Annotated in this window: 16 protein-coding genes; 5 read left to right on the forward strand and 11 right to left on the reverse strand. The window is 41.6% G+C overall.

What is annotated here, in order from left to right; all coding sequences use genetic code 11:
- Positions 1–12: 12 nt before the first annotated feature.
- The gene (gene fadR, locus CWC28_RS12840) at positions 13–726 is read right to left on the reverse strand and encodes a fatty acid metabolism transcriptional regulator FadR (RefSeq protein ID WP_054561887.1); all 714 of its coding nucleotides are present in this window, start codon (positions 724–726) and stop codon (positions 13–15) included.
- 268 nt (positions 727–994) lie between these two features.
- On the opposite strand from fadR, the gene nhaB reads away from it, so the two are divergent.
- A complete protein-coding gene (gene nhaB / locus CWC28_RS12845) occupies positions 995–2,575 on the forward strand; it encodes a sodium/proton antiporter NhaB (RefSeq protein ID WP_063700133.1) in 1,581 nt (526 codons plus the stop codon).
- A gap of 75 nt (positions 2,576–2,650) precedes the next feature.
- Here nhaB and tyrA read toward each other — a convergent pair whose 3' ends face one another.
- The 6 genes from tyrA to ffh form a co-directional block, all read right to left on the reverse strand.
- Positions 2,651–3,784: a bifunctional chorismate mutase/prephenate dehydrogenase gene (gene tyrA / locus CWC28_RS12850; protein WP_063700136.1), complete on the reverse strand. Its 1,134-nt coding sequence runs from the start codon at positions 3,782–3,784 to the stop codon at positions 2,651–2,653.
- A 458-nt stretch (positions 3,785–4,242) separates the two neighbouring features.
- Complete coding sequence (gene rplS / locus CWC28_RS12855; RefSeq protein WP_063700138.1) at positions 4,243–4,602, reverse strand: 50S ribosomal protein L19; 360 nt, start codon at positions 4,600–4,602, stop codon at positions 4,243–4,245.
- A gap of 33 nt (positions 4,603–4,635) precedes the next feature.
- On the reverse strand, positions 4,636–5,403 hold the full coding sequence (trmD, locus tag CWC28_RS12860; RefSeq protein WP_063700141.1) for a tRNA (guanosine(37)-N1)-methyltransferase TrmD: 768 nt from the start codon (positions 5,401–5,403) through the stop codon (positions 4,636–4,638).
- Complete coding sequence (gene rimM / locus CWC28_RS12865) at positions 5,403–5,936, reverse strand: ribosome maturation factor RimM (RefSeq protein ID WP_063700143.1); 534 nt, start codon at positions 5,934–5,936, stop codon at positions 5,403–5,405. The genes trmD and rimM overlap by 1 nt, the downstream gene beginning before the upstream one ends.
- Positions 5,937–5,953: 17 nt before the next feature.
- A complete protein-coding gene (rpsP, locus tag CWC28_RS12870) occupies positions 5,954–6,202 on the reverse strand; it encodes a 30S ribosomal protein S16 (protein ID WP_063700145.1) in 249 nt (82 codons plus the stop codon).
- Between the two features lie 235 nt (positions 6,203–6,437).
- Entirely contained in the window at positions 6,438–7,814 is a 1,377-nt protein-coding gene (ffh, locus tag CWC28_RS12875; protein ID WP_063700147.1) for a signal recognition particle protein, read from the reverse strand.
- A 243-nt stretch (positions 7,815–8,057) separates the two neighbouring features.
- On the opposite strand from ffh, the gene CWC28_RS12880 reads away from it, so the two are divergent.
- From CWC28_RS12880 to CWC28_RS12890, 3 genes are all read left to right on the forward strand, one after another.
- Positions 8,058–8,861: a cytochrome C assembly family protein gene (locus tag CWC28_RS12880; RefSeq protein WP_063700149.1), complete on the forward strand. Its 804-nt coding sequence runs from the start codon at positions 8,058–8,060 to the stop codon at positions 8,859–8,861.
- 61 nt (positions 8,862–8,922) lie between these two features.
- On the forward strand, positions 8,923–10,191 hold the full coding sequence (locus CWC28_RS12885) for an HlyC/CorC family transporter (RefSeq protein WP_138625242.1): 1,269 nt from the start codon (positions 8,923–8,925) through the stop codon (positions 10,189–10,191).
- 176 nt (positions 10,192–10,367) lie between these two features.
- Entirely contained in the window at positions 10,368–11,207 is an 840-nt protein-coding gene (locus CWC28_RS12890; RefSeq protein WP_063700152.1) for a mechanosensitive ion channel family protein, read from the forward strand.
- 44 nt (positions 11,208–11,251) lie between these two features.
- Here the strand turns inward: CWC28_RS12890 and CWC28_RS12895 are convergent, their stop codons facing one another.
- Both CWC28_RS12895 and gshA read right to left on the reverse strand, forming a co-directional pair.
- Positions 11,252–11,860, reverse strand: coding sequence for a transglycosylase SLT domain-containing protein (locus CWC28_RS12895; protein WP_063700155.1), 609 nt, complete (start codon positions 11,858–11,860; stop codon positions 11,252–11,254).
- A 135-nt stretch (positions 11,861–11,995) separates the two neighbouring features.
- A complete protein-coding gene (gene gshA / locus CWC28_RS12900; protein WP_105181092.1) occupies positions 11,996–13,570 on the reverse strand; it encodes a glutamate--cysteine ligase in 1,575 nt (524 codons plus the stop codon).
- Between the two features lie 392 nt (positions 13,571–13,962).
- Here gshA and CWC28_RS12905 point away from each other — a divergent pair, with 392 nt between their 5' ends.
- Entirely contained in the window at positions 13,963–15,510 is a 1,548-nt protein-coding gene (locus CWC28_RS12905; RefSeq protein WP_138625243.1) for a methyl-accepting chemotaxis protein, read from the forward strand.
- A 60-nt stretch (positions 15,511–15,570) separates the two neighbouring features.
- Here the strand turns inward: CWC28_RS12905 and clpB are convergent, their stop codons facing one another.
- Together clpB and pgeF are read right to left on the reverse strand one after the other, a co-directional pair.
- On the reverse strand, positions 15,571–18,147 hold the full coding sequence (gene clpB / locus CWC28_RS12910) for an ATP-dependent chaperone ClpB (RefSeq protein ID WP_063700164.1): 2,577 nt from the start codon (positions 18,145–18,147) through the stop codon (positions 15,571–15,573).
- A gap of 98 nt (positions 18,148–18,245) precedes the next feature.
- Positions 18,246–18,968, reverse strand: a complete 723-nt coding sequence (gene pgeF / locus CWC28_RS12915) for a peptidoglycan editing factor PgeF (RefSeq protein ID WP_105181094.1) — start codon at positions 18,966–18,968, stop codon at positions 18,246–18,248.

The following is an 18,968-nucleotide window of genomic DNA, read 5'->3' on the forward strand; positions in this document are numbered from 1 at the left end:
AATATTAGACACTTAGTCCATGATATCTTCCGGCATGTCACCACGGATCTGCTGCCAGATTTCACCTGTTTGATGACCGTATTTACGCATCATAGAAATCGCACCGTCATGTTCACGGCGCTCTGCCAATTCAGTTAAATCTTTATAAAACTGACGTGCTAATTCACGTGTACGTGAATCAGAGAAGTAATGGCAGCCAATTTTTGAATAGAAGCCTTTAAAGCCATTTAAGATAAGCACGTAAATGCGGTTATTACCTGCGACAGCCAATTCGTGATGAACTTTATAATCGTAATCAGCAAATGCTTGAGCACTGTCTTCAAGCTCTTCACTTTGCGATAAAATTTCAATAACGCGCTCTGGCGCTAGCTTGATTGCTGCACGAGTGTAAATCGCGCTGATATTCGTACGTGCCGAAAGTAATTGATCAGTTAGCTCTGGCATTTTGTCTTCATCTAGACGTGCTAGCGTTTCTAGAATATTAAGACCTGAAGTTTCCCAGAAGTTATTTACCCGAGTTGGTTTACCATGTTGGATTGTTAACCAACCGTCACGGGCTAGACGCTGAAGTACTTCACGTAACGTTGTACGTGTGACACCAATCAGTTCTGACAATTCACGTTCAGCAGGAAGAATTGAGCCAGGCGGAAAGTCACCATTCCAAATAGATTCAACAATGTATTCTTCAGCAAAACCTGCTGGGCTTTTCGCTTTAAAAATTCTCATTCAATTTCCACTTGAGTTAGCAACTACTTTTACCGCCTTTGGCGATCAACCCACTGATTGTACCAGATGATCAGCAACTAACAAGTAAACTAACTCTGGTGTGCATAAAAATCTAGAAGATCTAGGTAAATAAATGACCTTTTGGCTTAAAAGCGCACCAAACAACAATACTTTAGATATACTAAAATATTAAACAGTATCTATTTACAGCTAGAAACATCTGCATTAATTTAGCATTAATAATAAAGCTCAACCTTGGGGTACATCAATGCAACAAAGCATTTTGACAGCAATATTTAAGAATTTTTTGGGTACAGCGCCACAATGGTATAAATACACCATTGTTGCTTTTTTACTGATTAACCCTATTTTATTTCAACTTAATCCCTATGTTGCTGGCTGGGTGCTAGTTTTAGAGTTTATATTCACATTAGCAATGGCACTGAAATGCTACCCTCTGCAACCAGGAGGCTTGTTAGCAATAGAGGCGTTGTTTATTGGGATGACGACCGCCGGCCAAGTTGAACATGAAATAGTTCAAAATATCGATGTAATTCTGCTACTTATCTTTATGGTTGCAGGCATTTACTTTATGAAAGATTTACTCTTGTATATCTTTACAAAGCTTGTTGTCTCGGTGCGTAGTAAAACCGTGTTATCACTGTCGTTCACCATTTCAGCCGCATTTTTATCTGCTTTCTTAGATGCGTTAACGGTAATGGCTGTGGTCATTGCGGTCGCAATGGGTTTTTACAGCATTTATCATAAGGTGGCATCTGGTAAAGACTCAAACAGTGAGCATGATATTAATGATGACAACCAAGTGCGCCCAGTAAACCGTCAAGAACTTGAAGAGTTCCGTGCTTTTCTACGTAACTTATTAATGCATGCATCAATCGGTACAGCTTTAGGTGGTGTATGTACTATGGTGGGTGAGCCACAAAATTTAATCATTGCTGAGCGTGCTGGCTGGTTATTCGGCGAATTTTTCTTCCGTATGCTGCCAATCACATTGCCTGTGATGATTGCCGGTATTGCTACAACCTTTTTACTCGAAAAGACTAAAGCATTTGGTTATGGTGCAAAACTACCTGCACCAATTCACACGATTTTAGCTGATCACGCTAAAAAGCTTGAGAAAAAACGCACTACACGCGATAAAGTGAACTTAGCTATTCAAGCTTTTATTGCTGTTTGGTTGATCATTGGTCTGGCCCTTCACTTGGCAACAGTTGGTTTAATTGGTTTATCTGTAATTATTTTTGCAACAGCCAGTGCCGGTATCATTGAAGAGCATCAGCTTGGTAAAGCATTTGAAGAAGCCTTGCCATTCACAGCCTTACTGTGCGTATTCTTCTCGATTGTTGCGGTGATTATCGACCAACATTTATTCACGCCTGTAATATCTTGGGTTCTGACCTTTGAGGGTCAGCTACAACTGGTGATGTTCTTTATAGCCAACGGTATTCTGTCGATGGTCAGCGATAACGTTTTCGTCGGCACTGTGTATATCAATGAAGTAGCTGCTGCATTACAGGCAGGTCAAATTACTCGTGATCAGTTTGATTTGTTAGCTGTAGCAATCAATACCGGTACCAACCTGCCAAGTGTTGCCACCCCAAATGGACAAGCTGCGTTCTTATTCTTGCTTACATCAACGTTAGCCCCTGTGTTAAGGCTATCTTATGGCCGCATGGTTTACATGGCGCTACCTTATACCATCGTGTTGACGATTGTCGGTTTAAGTATGACTTTATTCAGCCTTTCAGACATGACGGACTTGCTGTATCAATGGGGCTTAATTAACCACCACACAGGTGCGTTACCCGGCTCAGTAAGTGGACACTAGATTGGTGAGACTCAAGAGAATTTGAAATAATAAAAAGCCCGCTTAGTTGCGGGCTTTTTTATCGATTAGCACTATTTAATCGAGTACCTTTGCGTCATTTGCTTTGTTGAGTAAGCTGCGGCTTTGCGTTAAGAAATGTGCTGTCGCATCTGAGAAGTATTCTTTCGCATCAGCAAAGGCTGCAATCAATGATGCTTTATCCCCTGCTTTAAGCTTTTCGAGCGTTTCAGCAAAGGTTTCTTGGTAATTAGCCAGTAGTGACTCTACATCATCGAATTGTGCCAGCATAATGTCAGAGTAAAGCTCAGGTGACTGGGCAAATAAGCGCCCTACCATCATTAACTCGAGCTGATATATAGGTGATGAACAGCTACGAAGCTCTGCGAGTGTATGACTTTGCTTTGCAAGAAACTGCCCGTATACAAAAGTCGTTAAGTGGCGCATTACCTGAATGATCTGCATTGCTTCATCATGTTTTTTAGCATCCATTTCAACAACTTGACAGCCCCACACCTGTAATTGTGCCAATAAACCTTGCGCTACTTCATGATTGCGTCCCTCACAGACAACGACCGTTTGCTTAACCCAATGCGAAATATCTGGACCAAACATGGGGTGTAATCCCACGACAGGACCGCTATGAGCTGCCATAAGTGCTTTTAAAGGCTTTTGTTTAACCGAGGTAATATCAACTAACAAACAATCATCATCAAGCGTCGGTAATGCGGCAACAACTTGCTCAAGCGCATTAATTGGCACACTAACAAGAACTAATTTAGCCCCTTTTAATATCGCTTCACTTTGTGCTTGTTGTGCTTTATCTAAAATACGAACTTCATAACCAGAACGCTTAAACTGCTGAGCAAATAACTGGCCCATTGCCCCTTCACCACCAACAATCACTATCGGCGATAACTGAGGTGCAGCACAAGCAAGGCTACCTTGCTGATTTTGATATGCTTCACGCATCATACGGCGAAGTATATCTTCCACTAACTCAGGATTAACCCCTTGAGCGACAGCTTCTTGTCGACGAGCAGCAAGTAAATCTGCCTCACGATCAGGTGCATGTAATGGTGCGCCAATTTGTTGTTTAATTGCCCCAATTTTTTCTGTTATACCATTACGTTTAGCCAGTAATGCCACCAATTGCGCATCACATTCATCTATTCCAGCTCTTAAATCAGCTAGATCATTCACTGTTACCACGTTATTACACCTCAAACCCTAAAAACGTAAATTTATATATACGAAAAAGTAAAGCTTTCAATACGAATTATAGTAACAGGATAAAGACTGAAGTACAAAGGGCTAGCAAGATACAACACTAATGTACCGGCTGCTAATCAATAACAAAATGATTTATACCAATTCGCTTAATAAAGTGGTCTATTTTGAGGCAATAAAACCTCGTTGATAACAAGGCAAAAATTTCGTTATTTAGTTGTTCTAAATCAGAAATTTTTAACGCAGGTAGCGACAGGTTTAATCCCTCAAAATGATTAAGTATTATTGCGGATTGGTATTATATAGAATGCTGCAAAGACGAAGTGTTTACAGAGATGCTATAGAGAAGGGAGTGATGAGAAATTTTCGCTTTAAAAACCAAAACGGGTTGCAACCAGAGGCTGCAACCCGTTTTATTTTGCGTAGTAAAAACGCGCGTATTAGTTAAGTTTCTCTTTAATACGTGCAGATTTACCAGAACGCTCACGTAGATAGTAAAGTTTCGCACGGCGAACAGCACCGCGACGTTTAACTGAGATACTATCGATAAGAGGGCTGTGCGTTTGGAATACACGCTCAACACCTTCACCGCTCGAAATTTTACGAACTGTGAATGCTGAGTGAAGACCACGATTACGCTTAGCGATTACAACACCTTCAAAGGCCTGTAGACGCTCTTTCTCGCCTTCTTTAACACGTACCTGTACAACTACTGTATCACCAGCGCCGAATGCTGGTACGTCTGATTTAAGCTGCTCTTCTTCAAGCGCTTTAATAATGTTTTGGTTTACTTTTGCCATTATATTTCTCACTTTCCTAGGTGTAACTGTCTTCTAGCCACAAGCTTGTTGGTACTCTTGCTTGAATTCTGCAAGTAGTGCCGCTTGCTCCTCAGTCAGAGCTAGGTTATGCAACAAGTCAGGACGACGAAGCCAAGTTCGACCAAGTGATTGCTTTAAGCGCCACTTAGCGATTTCTTGGTGGTTTCCACTGAGTAATACAGCAGGCACCTGTTTATCATCCAATGTCTCTGGCCGTGTATAGTGTGGACAATCAAGCAATCCATCCGAAAATGAATCTTGCTCTGCTGACTGATTGTGACCTAACACACCTGGAACTAATCGTGCTACTGCATCAATTAGCGTCATAGCGGGTAATTCACCACCACTCAGAATAAAATCTCCAATTGACCATTCTTCGTCAACGTATGATTCTATGATTCTCTCATCTATACCTTCATAGCGACCGGCAATTAGAATCAACTTTTCTGATTGTGCAAGCTCAGTTGCACCTTGCTGATCTAATTTGCGCCCTTGCGGGGACATATAAATTACTTTAGCGCCATCACCTGCCGCCTTTTTAGCGTCAAGGATAGCTTGTTTCAATGGTTCAACCATCATTAACATGCCAGGACCGCCCCCGTAAGGACGATCGTCCACAGTTCTATGCTTATCAGTCGCATAGTCACGTGGATTCCAGCAGTTAAAGTCGATTAGACCATTTTTAACTGCGCGACCTGTAACACCTTGGGTGGTAATCGCATCAAACATGTCCGGGAAAAGGCTAATAACCCCAACCCATAATGAACTCGTTTGTGACATTAAAACCCTGGGTCCCAGTCTACGGTAATTTCTCTCGCATCATGCTTAACTTCTTTGATAACAGAATCTGTTAAGAAAGGAATTAAACGTTCTGCTTGGCCAAATGCATCTTTTTTGTTTGCTTTCACAACCAAAACGTCATTTGACCCTGTCTCCATTAGGTCATCAACAATACCTAAGTCATAACCTTTATCGGTTACAACAGACATGCCGATGAGATCTCGCCAATAGAACTCACCTTGCGGTAATTCTGGTAGCTGCGCTGCATCTACTGAGATTTCTACATTGGTCAAAGCCATTGCTTCGTCTCGGTCGTTTACTTGCGCAACTTTAGCGATAAAGCCTTTGTTGTGGCGACGCCAGTCGACCACTTCTAAGGTCTGCCATTTACCTTGTTGCCCTATCAACCATGGGCTGAAATCGAAGATCCCTTCGGGATCATCAGTAAATGAATGCACCTTAAGCCAGCCCTTTATACCATATGGGGCACCGAGCTTTCCTACTGTAATAATCGAGGTGTTCTCTTGACTCATGGTTACACTTACGCCTATTAAGCCGCTTTACGAGCGTCTTTAACTAACTTAGCTACGCGATCTGTAAGAGATGCGCCTTGACCTACCCAGTGATCAACACGAGATAAATCTAAACGTACTTTTTCTTCCTGACCTGCAGCGATAGGGTTAAAGAAACCTACTTTCTCGATGAAGCGACCGTCACGCGAGAAACGGCTATCCGCAACCACAATTTGATAGAAAGGGCGTTTTTTAGCGCCACCACGTTGCAAACGAATAGTTACCATACCGTCCTCTACATAGATTGACTGTTTTCATTAATAAGATTTACTCCCCAATATGGGAAGCCGGGGAATTGTACGAGTTTTTTGTAATATTGCAAGTAAGAACTGCGGCAAAATGTAAGTTAAGTTGATTAAACACTGATCTGAGCGTTAGATATTACATCAGCGTAACAATTATGCATAATTTATCCATTAAAAAAGGAGCGACTTGCTCCTTTTTTAATGAAAGCATGAATGCTTAGAACTTAGGACCGCCGCCTAGCATTCCCGGCGGAAGCATTCCTTTCATGCCGCGCATCATTTTCATCATGCCGCCTTTACCTTTCATCTTCTTCATCATCTTCTGCATTTGCGTAAACTGTTTAAGCAGTTTATTGATTTCTTGCACCTGTGTACCAGAACCTGCAGCAATACGTTTTTTACGAGAACCTTTGATGATTTCAGGGCGAGCACGCTCTTTTGGTGTCATAGAGCTAATGATTGCTTCCATTTGTACAAAAGTTTTATCACTCATTTGGCCTTTAACAGCATCAGGAAGGTTTTGCATGCCCGGTAACTTATCAAGCATCGACATCATACCGCCCATGTTTTTCATCTGACGAAGTTGCTCAGCAAAATCTTCTAATGTAAAACCATCACCTTTAAATACTTTCTCTGCAACTTTAGCCGCTTTCTCTTTATCGACTTTCATTTCGACTTCTTCGATTAATGAAAGTACGTCACCCATGCCTAGGATCCGCGAAGCGATACGGTCTGGATGGAATGGTTCAAGTGCATCAGTGCGCTCACCCACACCCATAAATTTAATTGGCTTACCAGTAATGTGACGAATTGATAATGCAGCACCACCACGGGCGTCACCATCAGTCTTGGTTAAGATCACACCACTTAGCGGCAGCGCTTCGTCAAATGCTTTTGCGGTGTTTGCAGCATCTTGACCTGTCATCGCATCAACGACGAATAAAGTTTCGATTGGATTAATTGCACTATGTAGTGCTTTAATTTCATCCATCATGTCGCTATCAACGTGTAGACGACCTGCGGTATCGACTAGCACCACATCAATAAATTTCTTCTTCGCATGTGAAATAGCATTCGTCGCAATATCGACTGGCTTTTGTGAGATGTCACTTGGGAAGAACTCAACACCCACTTCACTCGCAAGTGTTTCTAGCTGTTTAATTGCCGCAGGACGGTAAACGTCGGCACTCACAACTAATACAGATTTCTTTTTACGCTCTTTTAAGAATTTAGCTAATTTACCAACACTGGTGGTTTTACCCGCACCTTGTAAACCCGCCATCATCACTACCGCTGGCGGCTGTGCATTAAGGCTCAGTTCTTCATTTGCTTCACCCATGGCCTTTTCAAGTTCTTCACGAACAATCTTAATAAAGACTTGACCTGGGCTTAAGCTTTTCGTTACTTCAACACCAACTGCGCGCTCTTTAACTTGCTTAACAAACTCACGAACAACAGGTAAGGCAACGTCCGCTTCCAAAAATGCCATGCGGACTTCGCGTAATGTATCTTTTATATTGTCTTCAGTTAGGCGTCCGCGGCCACTGATATTTTTTAAGGTTTTACCTAAGCGTTCTTGGAGATTCTCAAACATGTAAAGGTTCCGATAAAACGTGTTTCACCTGCAATGTACATAAAACAGACAAGTTTGACGACCATACAGGCAATATTAAAATTTAATTCCTAGCAGTATACCGTAAATGGTGGTCGACAATACAGTGTTCAAGTGCGCTGTTTGAGTTTCTTTTTACAAACTCTATGCTTTTTCCTTGCTATAAAATACAATGGCATCAAAGAGACAAGGATTTATCGATATAAATTAAGTGGCCAAAACACGATGATTATTAGTTTAACTATTATTGCTAGTTTGTTTTATGTGTTAGCAACGTCGCATGTGCTTTCACGTCTTTTCCACAAACAAGGTCCAAGCCAAAAACTCACGGTGATACTCAGCACTGTGGCTATCCTTGCTCATATGTTATTGCTGGTTAATTCTGTATTTCGTGCTGACGGACAAGATTTGAGTATCGTCAACGTTGCACTATTAACCTGTTGGGTCATTGTGGTCTCCGTGACGGCAGTATCCCTTAAATTCCCTGCTACATTATTATTGCCCGTAGTTTATGGCTTTGCAGCCATACTAACTTTAGCCAGTTTATTTATACCGCATCATGTGATTTTACATTCAATCGATGTCGAACTTGGCTTAGTCACTCATATTTCGTTATCGCTGTTGGCCTATTGTGTATTGATCATATCAACACTCTACGCCGTGCAGTTCTACTTTATTGATAAGCGTTTAAAACGCAAAGACTTGGCAATTGTACACAGCCACTTACCTCCTTTAATGGTGGTTGAGCGTCAGCTTTATCAATTACTCACACTCGGCACTATCTTGCTCACTTTTGCACTTCTTTCTGGATTTATCTTTTTAGAAGGTATGTTTGCGAGTGAATTTATTCATAAGACTGTTTTATCGTTAATTGCATGGCTGATTTTCACGGTTGTTACTGTGGGACATTTGCGTCAAGGCTGGCGTGGTAAGCCTGTGGTGTTTTCGATCATGATAGCCGCTTTTATCTTATCACTTGCTTATTTTGGCAGCCGTTTCATCCAAGAAGTGATTCTAAATAAGTTTTAACTTGACTCAGCAAGCTGTCTCTAGCTTAATATGCACTGATTTATAAAAAAAGGATCCATCGTTGGACGACATATCGACTAGTTCCCTGTTTATTATACTGGGATTATTGATACTTATTTCTGCTTATTTTTCTGGTTCTGAAACTGGAATTATGTCAATTAACCGTATTCGCTTGCGCCATCTTGCTAAAGAAGATCATCGTGCCGCGAAACGTGTCAGCAAACTTTTAAGTCGCCCTGACAGACTCATTGGTCTGATCTTGATTGGTAACAACTTAGTTAATATCGCTGCAGCACAGGTTGCGACGATTATTGGTATTCGCCTATATGGTGATCTCGGTATTGCCATTGCAACCGGCGCACTTACCTTAGTGGTTTTAATCTTTGCCGAAGTAACGCCAAAGACACTGGCAGCGCTTTATCCAGAAAAGGTCGCTTTCCCAAGCTCAATTGTATTAAAAGGCCTTTTGAAAATTCTTTTCCCATTTGTGCTTGTCGTAAACTGGATGACCAACGGCATGTTACGCTTGTTTGGTATCACAACAGCACAAATTGAAGAGCACAGCTTAAGTAAAGAAGAATTAAAAACAGTGGTCAATGAATCAGGTGCACTATTACCTGCTCGCCACCAAAGCATGCTGACTTCAATTTTAGATTTAGAACAAGTCACCGTTGAAGATATCATGATCCCGCGTAACGAAATTGTTGCTATTGATATCAATGATGATTGGAAACTTATTAGCCGTCAGCTTACGCATGCACAGCATACTCGCGTACTATTGTATCGTGACCAAATAGATGATGCTGTTGGCTTTATTCACTCACGTGATGCATTACGCCTATTAACGAAAGAGCAGTTCGATAAACCATCACTACTGCGTGCTGTTCGTGAAATTTACTTCATTCCTGAAGGTACATCATTAAACACGCAATTACTTAAGTTCCAGCAATCGAAAGAACGCATTGGCTTAGTGGTTGATGAATATGGTGATATTCAAGGTCTAGTAACGCTTGAAGATATCCTTGAAGAAGTTGTAGGTGACTTTACGACAACACAATCACGCACACCAAGTGAAGAAGTGACAGAGCAAGATGATGGTTCAGTGCTTGTCGATGGGGGTGCAAACATTCGCGATCTAAACAAAGAAATGGGTTGGGAATTACCGATCGATGGTCCAAAAACCCTCAGTGGCTTAATCGTTGAGTACTTGGAAGATATTCCAGATACCAACTTAAGTTTACGAATTGCGGGTTACCCAATCGAAGTGTTAGAAATAAAAGAAAATATGGTGAAACTGGTTAAAGTTATTCCAAGTAAACGTACAGAATAACCGTTAACAGTTCCGGCATTAAATTAGAAAAAAGGAGTAGCTAGTTACTCCTTTTTTGTTACTGACAAATCGAAAATATCTGAAAATTCGTATTTCTCCACGCAAGCCACACACAACAGCCTTATTCGTCTACTATTATTTCTTTTGCATATACATTGATATAACAAGGAATGAAAATGGACGAAATATCAATCGAAAAAATCTATAACCAAGCTATCGAATTGCTGATGCTTTACGGGCCAAAGTTTATCCTCGCAATCCTAGTTTTAATTATAGGTTGGTGGTTAATTGGTAGAATTGCCAATATGGCCGAAAAATCAATGAATAAGGTCAAGTTCGAAGTTGGCCTTACGCACTTTTTAGTTTCCTTTATCTCAGTCATTCTAAAAGTACTGTTACTGATATCTGTCGCGTCGATGATTGGTATAGAAACAACCTCATTTATAGCTATGCTGGGTGCAGCAGGCCTAGCAGTGGGCATGGCTCTTCAAGGCAGTCTAGCTAACTTTGCAGGTGGCGTGCTTATCTTGTTCTTTAAACCTTTTAAAGTCGGCGATGTCATCGAAGCACAAGGCTACATGGGTAAAGTGGTTGAGATACAAATTTTTGTCACTGTTTTACTCACCTACGACAACGAAAAAATTATTATCCCAAATGGCACGCTATCAAATGGCTGCGTTAAAAATAAGTTTGCAGAGCCAACTCACCGCGTTGCTATCGAATTTGGTATCAGTTACGGCGATGATGTGCATAAAGCCCGTGACGTGTTAATGAGCGTGCTTGATGATTATGATTTGGTATTAAAAGACATTGAAGATAAAAAACCGACAGTCCATGTTAGTCAACATGGTGAAAGCCATATTGGTATGTTGGTATGGGCGTGGGTTGAGTCAGATAACTACTGGCCGGTGTATTTTGGCTTATACGAACGCGTTAAAATTGCCTTTGACGCCGCTGATATCACGATTCCATTCCCGCAAAGGGATGTCCATATTCACCAGTTTCCTGGTAAATAGATAGTAAAAAGCCCGCTAATTGAAGCGGGCTTTCTATTTAGTCATTAACTAAATAAACGTTGGAACCAGTTTTTATCTAAATCGGCTTCACACTTTTTAAGTTGTGCACCATAACGACTAGCTCGATGCTTTACTTTATTTGCCACATTCATCAGCCATTTTTTGCTTTTATAGGTACCCCGTTTGTAGCCGCCCCACCCTTCATGGTAGTTTAGGTACTGGGCGTAGGCATCCCATTTAGATACCCCATTTACTTTATGTGTTTTGTAAACAAACCACGCCATAAAGTCGATAGCATCGTCAAAATCGTCCCTATCCGCACCACTGTTACCTGTTTCACGGATGTAATCTGACCACGTTGGTGTTTTTGCTTGTGAATAACCATAGGCAGAGCTTGCACGACCGATTGGGATAACCCATAAGAAATATTCCATTGGCGGCGCTGCATCATGACGAAATGAGCTTTCTTGATACATCATGCTCATAAGCACATGTTTAGGTGAGCCCCACTTTTCTTGTGCATCACGTGCATCGTAATACCAATCAGGCTTTTCTTCAAAAATCTTACATATATCATGAGGTTGCTCTGGCGGAGCGGTTGCACAACCAGCCAGTGATGCGGCCAGCGATAAAATAATTATACTTTTTTTCATTTTTTTATGGATCTCGCTGAACTTTTTCTTATCAGGTCAGTCTGAACTTATGAATGCAGCAGTATAGCATTGTTTCATCCCTGAAGAATCTTTGACGCAGCCTCCTTAGGCTGCGTTTTTTTATGCCTCACCTTACTAAGCTTTAGCAAAATAGTCATCTAAAAATGCAGTAAAAGACACACTGTCAGCCGCTTTCACTTCACGTTCTTTAAGTACAGAGTCAGATGCCTGTTTGGTTAAAAAAGCATGATCATAAAATTGATATTCAGCATCAAGATGATTTTGTTTATATTGCTCTGCAAGTGCTAACGCGAAATGCCCATTATCTTGATTTTTACTTGCCAGTGCTCCGACATATCTGCCAGAGAAAGTTTTACTAGGGCTGTTTACCCAGGTTGCAAGCTCAGCAATGGTTTCGCTGTAATAGCTCACGCCGTATGCACTATCCATGTAACGCGCAACGGCTGTTAAATCATTAAAAATTGCCGCAGCCCAGTCCGTCAAACGAACCTTGTTGCCTTGTTTGTTGAGGGTTAACTCTGGATTTCGACCTTCATTAACAACGGCATCAAGGTTAGTTGTGCTTAACTTTTGTTCTTGCCAATCCATTTCTGGAGAGTCGTTCAATAAGCAATATGTTAAGAATACGTCTAAGAAGCGAATTTGCTGTAAATCGATACCGGTTTCACTGAATGGGTTTACATCAAGCGCACGAACTTCAATGTACTCTATACCGCCACGCAGTAATGCATCTGTCGGGGTTTCGCCCGATGCAGCATTTCGTTTAGGACGAATTGGAGAATAAAATTCGTTTTCGATTTGCAGAATATTTTTGTTTAACTGTTTTGGCTCTGCGCTCGTGTAATCGTCAATATGGCTGTAGATATCAGATGAGGTATGAATCGCTTCTTTTAAACCTGCTACGTATTCTTCTAATGAATTATACATAACACGTAGAGACGATTGTGCGCTGTTGGTATAGCCTAAATTACCAAGACGAAGTGCAGTCCCTACTTCTAAATAAAGCGTGCCTTTACCTAGCTTTTTAAAAGGTAAGTCAGTTTCACGGCCTTGCAAGAAAGAGTTACACAATGCTGGCGATGCACCAAACAAAAAGCTGATCAACCAAAGTTCGCGCTTAAAGTTGCGGATAAGACCCAAATAGCCACTTGAAATAGAATCAGCGAGTGTTCCTTCACTGCCATTTAAGCTATACAGGCTTTGCCATAAGCTCTCAGGAAATGAAATATTAAAATGCACACCGGCAATCGCTTGCATCATGCTGCCATAGCGATTTTTCAAACCCTCACGGTAAAGTGTTTTCATGCGGCCGATATTTGAATCACCAAATTGCGCCAATACAATATCATCTTGGTGTTCAATAAAGCATGGCATACTGATAGGCCATAGCAGCTCATCGCCCATATGAGAAAGCGTGAACTTTTGCAGGTCTTTAAGCTGAGCGAGGGTTTGCTCTGCTGAGGTACTAACCGGTGTAATAAATTCTAAAAGCGATTCAGAAAAATCGGTGGTGACGTGATCATTTGTTAAAGCACTACCCACGCCTTGTGGATGGCCTTGTTGTGAAATAACACCACTTGGTTTGATCCTTAAAGCTTCTCGCTCGATACCACGTTTAATCCCATTAATTGCGTTAGGAAATTGTGCCGTTAACGCTTCTAGCGTTTTATTTAAATCATGTTTTATCAAAAATGCTTCCTCGAGCCGCGTGGCTGTAATCCTAAGTGTATGGGGGCAAAAAATAATTACTCAAGAGCGAAAAATCAGTTTCATTCAGTACCTATACACTTGAAGCTCAATCTTGCCATTGTGGATGCTATTATACAATTGCTTTGGTGGCACTTCATTGATGCTAAAATCATGAAAAATACAATTTAGGCTTATTTCTTGAGGATATTAGACCTTTTAACTAATATAAAAGACTGAGGCTAAACATAATAATTCAGGCAAGATATTGTTTTAGATCAAAGGGAAGATGAAATTATTAAAAGTTTCACCGTTAACCATATGTTCCCCCTTCCCTTACATTTTTCTGAGACTATAATCCGCACACCATAAAAAAGTATATTTCGAGGACTCATATGCGTCGTGGGCAAGAAATCATCAATCAAGAAGTGACATACTCCGAAAAACAGGAGTTGGTCTCTACCACAGATTTACGCGGTGTAATCACATACGTAAATAAGGAATTTTGTACTATTGCGGGTTATACCGAAGAAGAGTTACTCGGAAAAAATCATAATATTGTACGCCATCCAGATATGCCTAAAGCGGCATTTAAAGAGATGTGGGATAAATTAAAGCAGGGTCACTCATGGCGTGGCATGGTAAAAAATCTCTGTAAAGATGGTCGCTACTATTGGGTCGATGCGTTTGTTACGCCTATTTATGAACATGGCCAATTAGTTGGCTATCAATCAGTACGTACCAAACCATCTGAGCAATTAAAAACCCGTGCGATGGCACTGTACACTAAAATTAATGATGGAAAATCTATCTCATCATTTCGTGAGAATATTTCGCTCAGACAATTATTGTCTGCGATTTTATTGGTTGCTGGCGTGGTTGGATTAGCGCTGACTACCTCGTGGATGGTTACCTTAGCTGGCTGTGCCCTTGTCGTCCTACTTTTTGCTTTAAATTATGACGAACTCGTTGTTACACCAAACCATTTAAAGCAGCAACGTGCAGAATTTGATTCTGTCTCACGTTACGTCTATTGCGGTTCACACCCTTTCAGTATTGCTGCCTACAATCAGCAAATGCTGTTTGCTAAGCTCAGAACTGTATTAGGTCGTGTGAAAGACTCTACGTACTCGTTTAAAGATATCGCCACTAACTTAGACAAACAATCGTCATTGACAGAACAAGGTATTGCGGCACAAGGACAACGGTTGAGTGACATTGCTACAGCAATGACACAAATGAGTGCAACTATTGGTGAGATTTCTGCAAATACACATCACACTGCTGATAAGGTTAAAACAACTTATCAAAGCTGTAACGATATCAAACTGCATATTGAAGATAACAGCAGTATGGTGTCTGATCTGGCTAACCAAGTTGAACAAGCAGCAAGCACCGCGAATTCTCTTGCTAGCGAAGCAGACAAAATTGGCCAAGTAATGAGTGAGATTGAAGGCATTGCCGAACAAACAAACTTATTAGCACTGAATGCCGCCATTGAAGCAGCACGTGCAGGTGAACATGGCCGAGGCTTTGCGGTTGTAGCAGATGAAGTACGTGCACTTTCTTCACGCACTCAAAATGCGACAGCACAAATTCATAGCTCGATTAAAGAGATTCAAGATACATTATTTAGCTGGTCTAAAGTGATGCAATCAACAAAAGAGCAAGCAGACTCGTGTGTTGATACCACCGCCCATACACAAACTGAGCTTGCGAGCATTTTTGCACAGATCAATGAAATATCAGGTCTTGCCACTGAGATATCAACAGCTGCTGAGGAACAACAAGTTGTCAGCGCCGATATTCGTGAAAATGTTGAAAGTATCAGAGGTCATAGCGAAGAAAACTTAAAGCATAGTTACAACGTAGCGAAAGATGCAGCGGGACTTGTTGAAGGCTCACGCAAAGTAAACGATATGCTATTAACCTTTAAAGTTTAAAGCTGATTAATACAAAAAAGCCGCATCATTACCGATGCGGCTTTTTGTTTTTAATACCAATTATCGACTAGAGAAAACGAGACCATTCTCGTCAGCATCAATATGGATGATAGCACCCGGTTGATAATCCCCACCAAGTAAGCGCTGTGCTAATGGGTTTTCAATGGTATGTTGAATAGCACGTTTTAAAGGCCTTGCCCCATAGACTGGATCAAAACCACTTTCAGCGATGCGATTTAGCGCTGCATCCGTTACTTCAAGAATGTAGCCTTTTTCCGTTAATCGCTCACGTAACTTACTTAACTGAATATCAGCAATTTCTTTAATGTGCTCATTAGCAAGCGGATGGAATACCACGGTTTCGTCGATACGGTTAATAAACTCAGGGCGGAACTGGCTCACCAATACACCCATCACTTTTTCTTTTAACCCAGCATAATCATTTGAACCCGCTTGCTCTTGGATAATATCTGAACCCAAGTTAGAGGTCATAATGATCACCGTATTTTTAAAATCAACGGTACGCCCCTGCCCATCCGTTAAACGGCCATCATCGAGAACTTGCAGTAAGATGTTAAATACATCAGGATGCGCTTTTTCGACTTCATCCAATAAAATGACTGAATATGGACGACGGCGTACAGCTTCAGTTAAATAGCCACCTTCTTCATAGCCAACATAACCCGGAGGCGCACCCACTAAACGTGCCACTGAGTGTTTCTCCATAAACTCCGACATATCAATGCGAACCATGGCATCTTCGGTGTCAAACATAAAGCTGGCTAGTGCTTTAGTCAGTTCAGTTTTACCCACCCCTGTCGGGCCTAAAAATAAGAATGAACCGATTGGACGATTAGGATCAGCAAGTCCTGCGCGAGAGCGACGTATTGCATTCGCAACAGCCACAACGGCTTCATCTTGACCAATCACTTTGTGGTGTAATTGATCTTCCATTTGCAGTAACTTTTCACGCTCACCTTGCAGCATTTTCGATACCGGGATACCTGTCCAGCGCGATAGAATTTCCGCTATTTCGTCTTCACCTACTTGGTTTTTAAGCAAACTCATTTCTTGCATTTCAGCTTGTGAAGCAAGGTCAAGTTTGCGCTCAAGTTCAGGGATACGACCATATTGCAGCTCAGACATACGTTGTAAGTCGCTGGCACGACGTGCCACCTCCAAATCAAGACGCGCCTGTTCAAGCTCAGCTTTAATTACTTGCGTGCCTTGCAATGAGGCCTTCTCGGCATTCCACACTTCGTCTAGCTCGCGGTATTGCGCTTCAAGTTCAGTGATCAGTTCTTGCATTTCGGTGCGGCGCTTTTGACTCGCTTCGTCTTTTTCTTTCGCCAATGCATTGTCTTCCAGTTTTAACTGAATAATACGACGCTCAAGCTTGTCTAAAGACTCTGGTTTTGAGTCAATTTGCAAACGAATCGAAGAACCCGCTTCGTCAATTAAATCAATTGCCTTATCTGGTAATTGGCGATCGCTAATGTAACGGTGTGACAGCTGCGCCGCAGCAACAATGGCCGGATCGGTAATATCAACTGAATGATGTAGCTCGTAACGCTCTTTTAGGCCACGTAAAATCGCAATAGTGTCTTCAACCGATGGCTCATCAACAAACACCTTTTGGAAGCGACGCTCAAGTGCCGCATCTTTTTCAATGTATTGACGATACTCATCAAGTGTTGTGGCACCCACGCAATGTAACTCACCACGGGCAAGTGCAGGCTTTAACATATTACCCGCATCCATTGCGCCATCTGTTTTACCAGCGCCTACCATGGTATGGATTTCATCAATAAAGAGGATGACTTGGCCTTCTTCTTTGGCTAGTTCATTCAAAACTGATTTTAAACGCTCTTCAAATTCACCACGGTATTTAGCACCGGCAACCAACGCACCTAAATCGAGCGATAATACTCGCTTGTTTTTTAAGCCCTCAGGTACTTCACCATTGATAATTCGCTGCGCAAGGCCCTCAGCAATCGCTGTTTTACCTACGCCCGGCTCCCCAATTAATACCGGATTATTTTTAGTACGGCGTTGTAATACTTGGATCGTACGACGAATTTCGTCATCACGACCAATAACAGGGTCAAGCTTACCTTGCTCTGCTCGTTCAGTTAAATCGATGGTGAATTTTTTTAATGCCTGACGGGTTTCTTCAGCATTTGGGTCGTCAACCTTCTGACCACCACGAATAGCCTCAATAGCCGCTTCAATTTTGCTAGAAGTAATATTCAGCGCTTTAAAAATATCGCCTAATGGACCTTTATCGTCACACGCTGCAAGGACAAATAACTCACTCGAAATGAATTTATCTTTTCGCTTTTGAGCATACTTATCACACAAGTTAATTAACGAAATCAGGTTATTTGACAGCTGAACATCACCACCAATACCTTCAACTTTAAACAGTTTTTCGATTTCTTGGGATAACTTGGTGTTTAACTCATCAGCACTCACACCTGCTTGTGCAAGTAGTGCACGCACACTTGAACCATTTTGCTGAAGCAATGAATACATTAAATGCACAGGCTCAATAAATTGATGATCGCGCCCAAGTGCTAATGACTGCGCATCTGAAAGCGCAGATTGAAATTTACTTGTAAATCTATCTAAACGCATAAGGGTTTACCTATTAAAAAATCTAATTGCTTAATTAATGGGTATGCTTAGTGATTTGTTCAAGTAAAAGAAGAAAATTTAATCGCAAAAAAGGCGTATTAATTGCGCCAGATCAAGCTTGCCATACGGCCTGTTTGTCCATCGCGTCGATAAGAGAAAAACTGTGATTTATCAGTGACGGTACAGTGCTCACCACCGTGTATTTTGACCACGCCTAATTGTGCCAATTGCTGGCGTGCTAGTAAGTAGATATCAGCCAAGTATTTTTCATGTTTAGCTATAAAGGCTTGTTGATGCAGTGGGTTTTGCGAACAAAAACAGTCTTTTACTTCTTGCCCGACTTCAAATTGCGAAGGACCAATGGCAGGGCCTAACCAAGCAATAATATCGCTCGCTGGCGCTTGAAAATGCGAAAGCGTGTTTGCCACTATACCTTGCGCTAAACCACGCCAGCCACCATGTACTGCGGCGACTTCATCGCCTGAACTCGAACAAAGTAGTACCGGCAAACAGTCTGCAGTCATTATAGCAAGCGGCTGCTTTACTAAGCGGGTGTAGAGCGCATCAGCAGAGCGCACGAGACTTAAATCAGACTCTTCATCAATCACGACTACATCGCTGCTATGTGTTTGGTTTAACCACACAGCGGGGTTTGGTAGCTGATTTGTAAGTAACGCGCGATTTGCAAGCACGGCTTGCTCATCATCACCAACATGTAAACCCACATTAAAACTATCAAAGGGTGCAACTGATACACCGCCCTTTCGGGTCGTACTCAGTGCACTAACAGTGTTTGGGGCAGTCCATGCTGGTGTGATCAT

The sequence above is a fragment of the Pseudoalteromonas sp. S4492 genome (genome assembly GCF_005886115.1).
Lineage (GTDB): Bacteria > Pseudomonadota > Gammaproteobacteria > Enterobacterales > Alteromonadaceae > Pseudoalteromonas > Pseudoalteromonas gelatinilytica.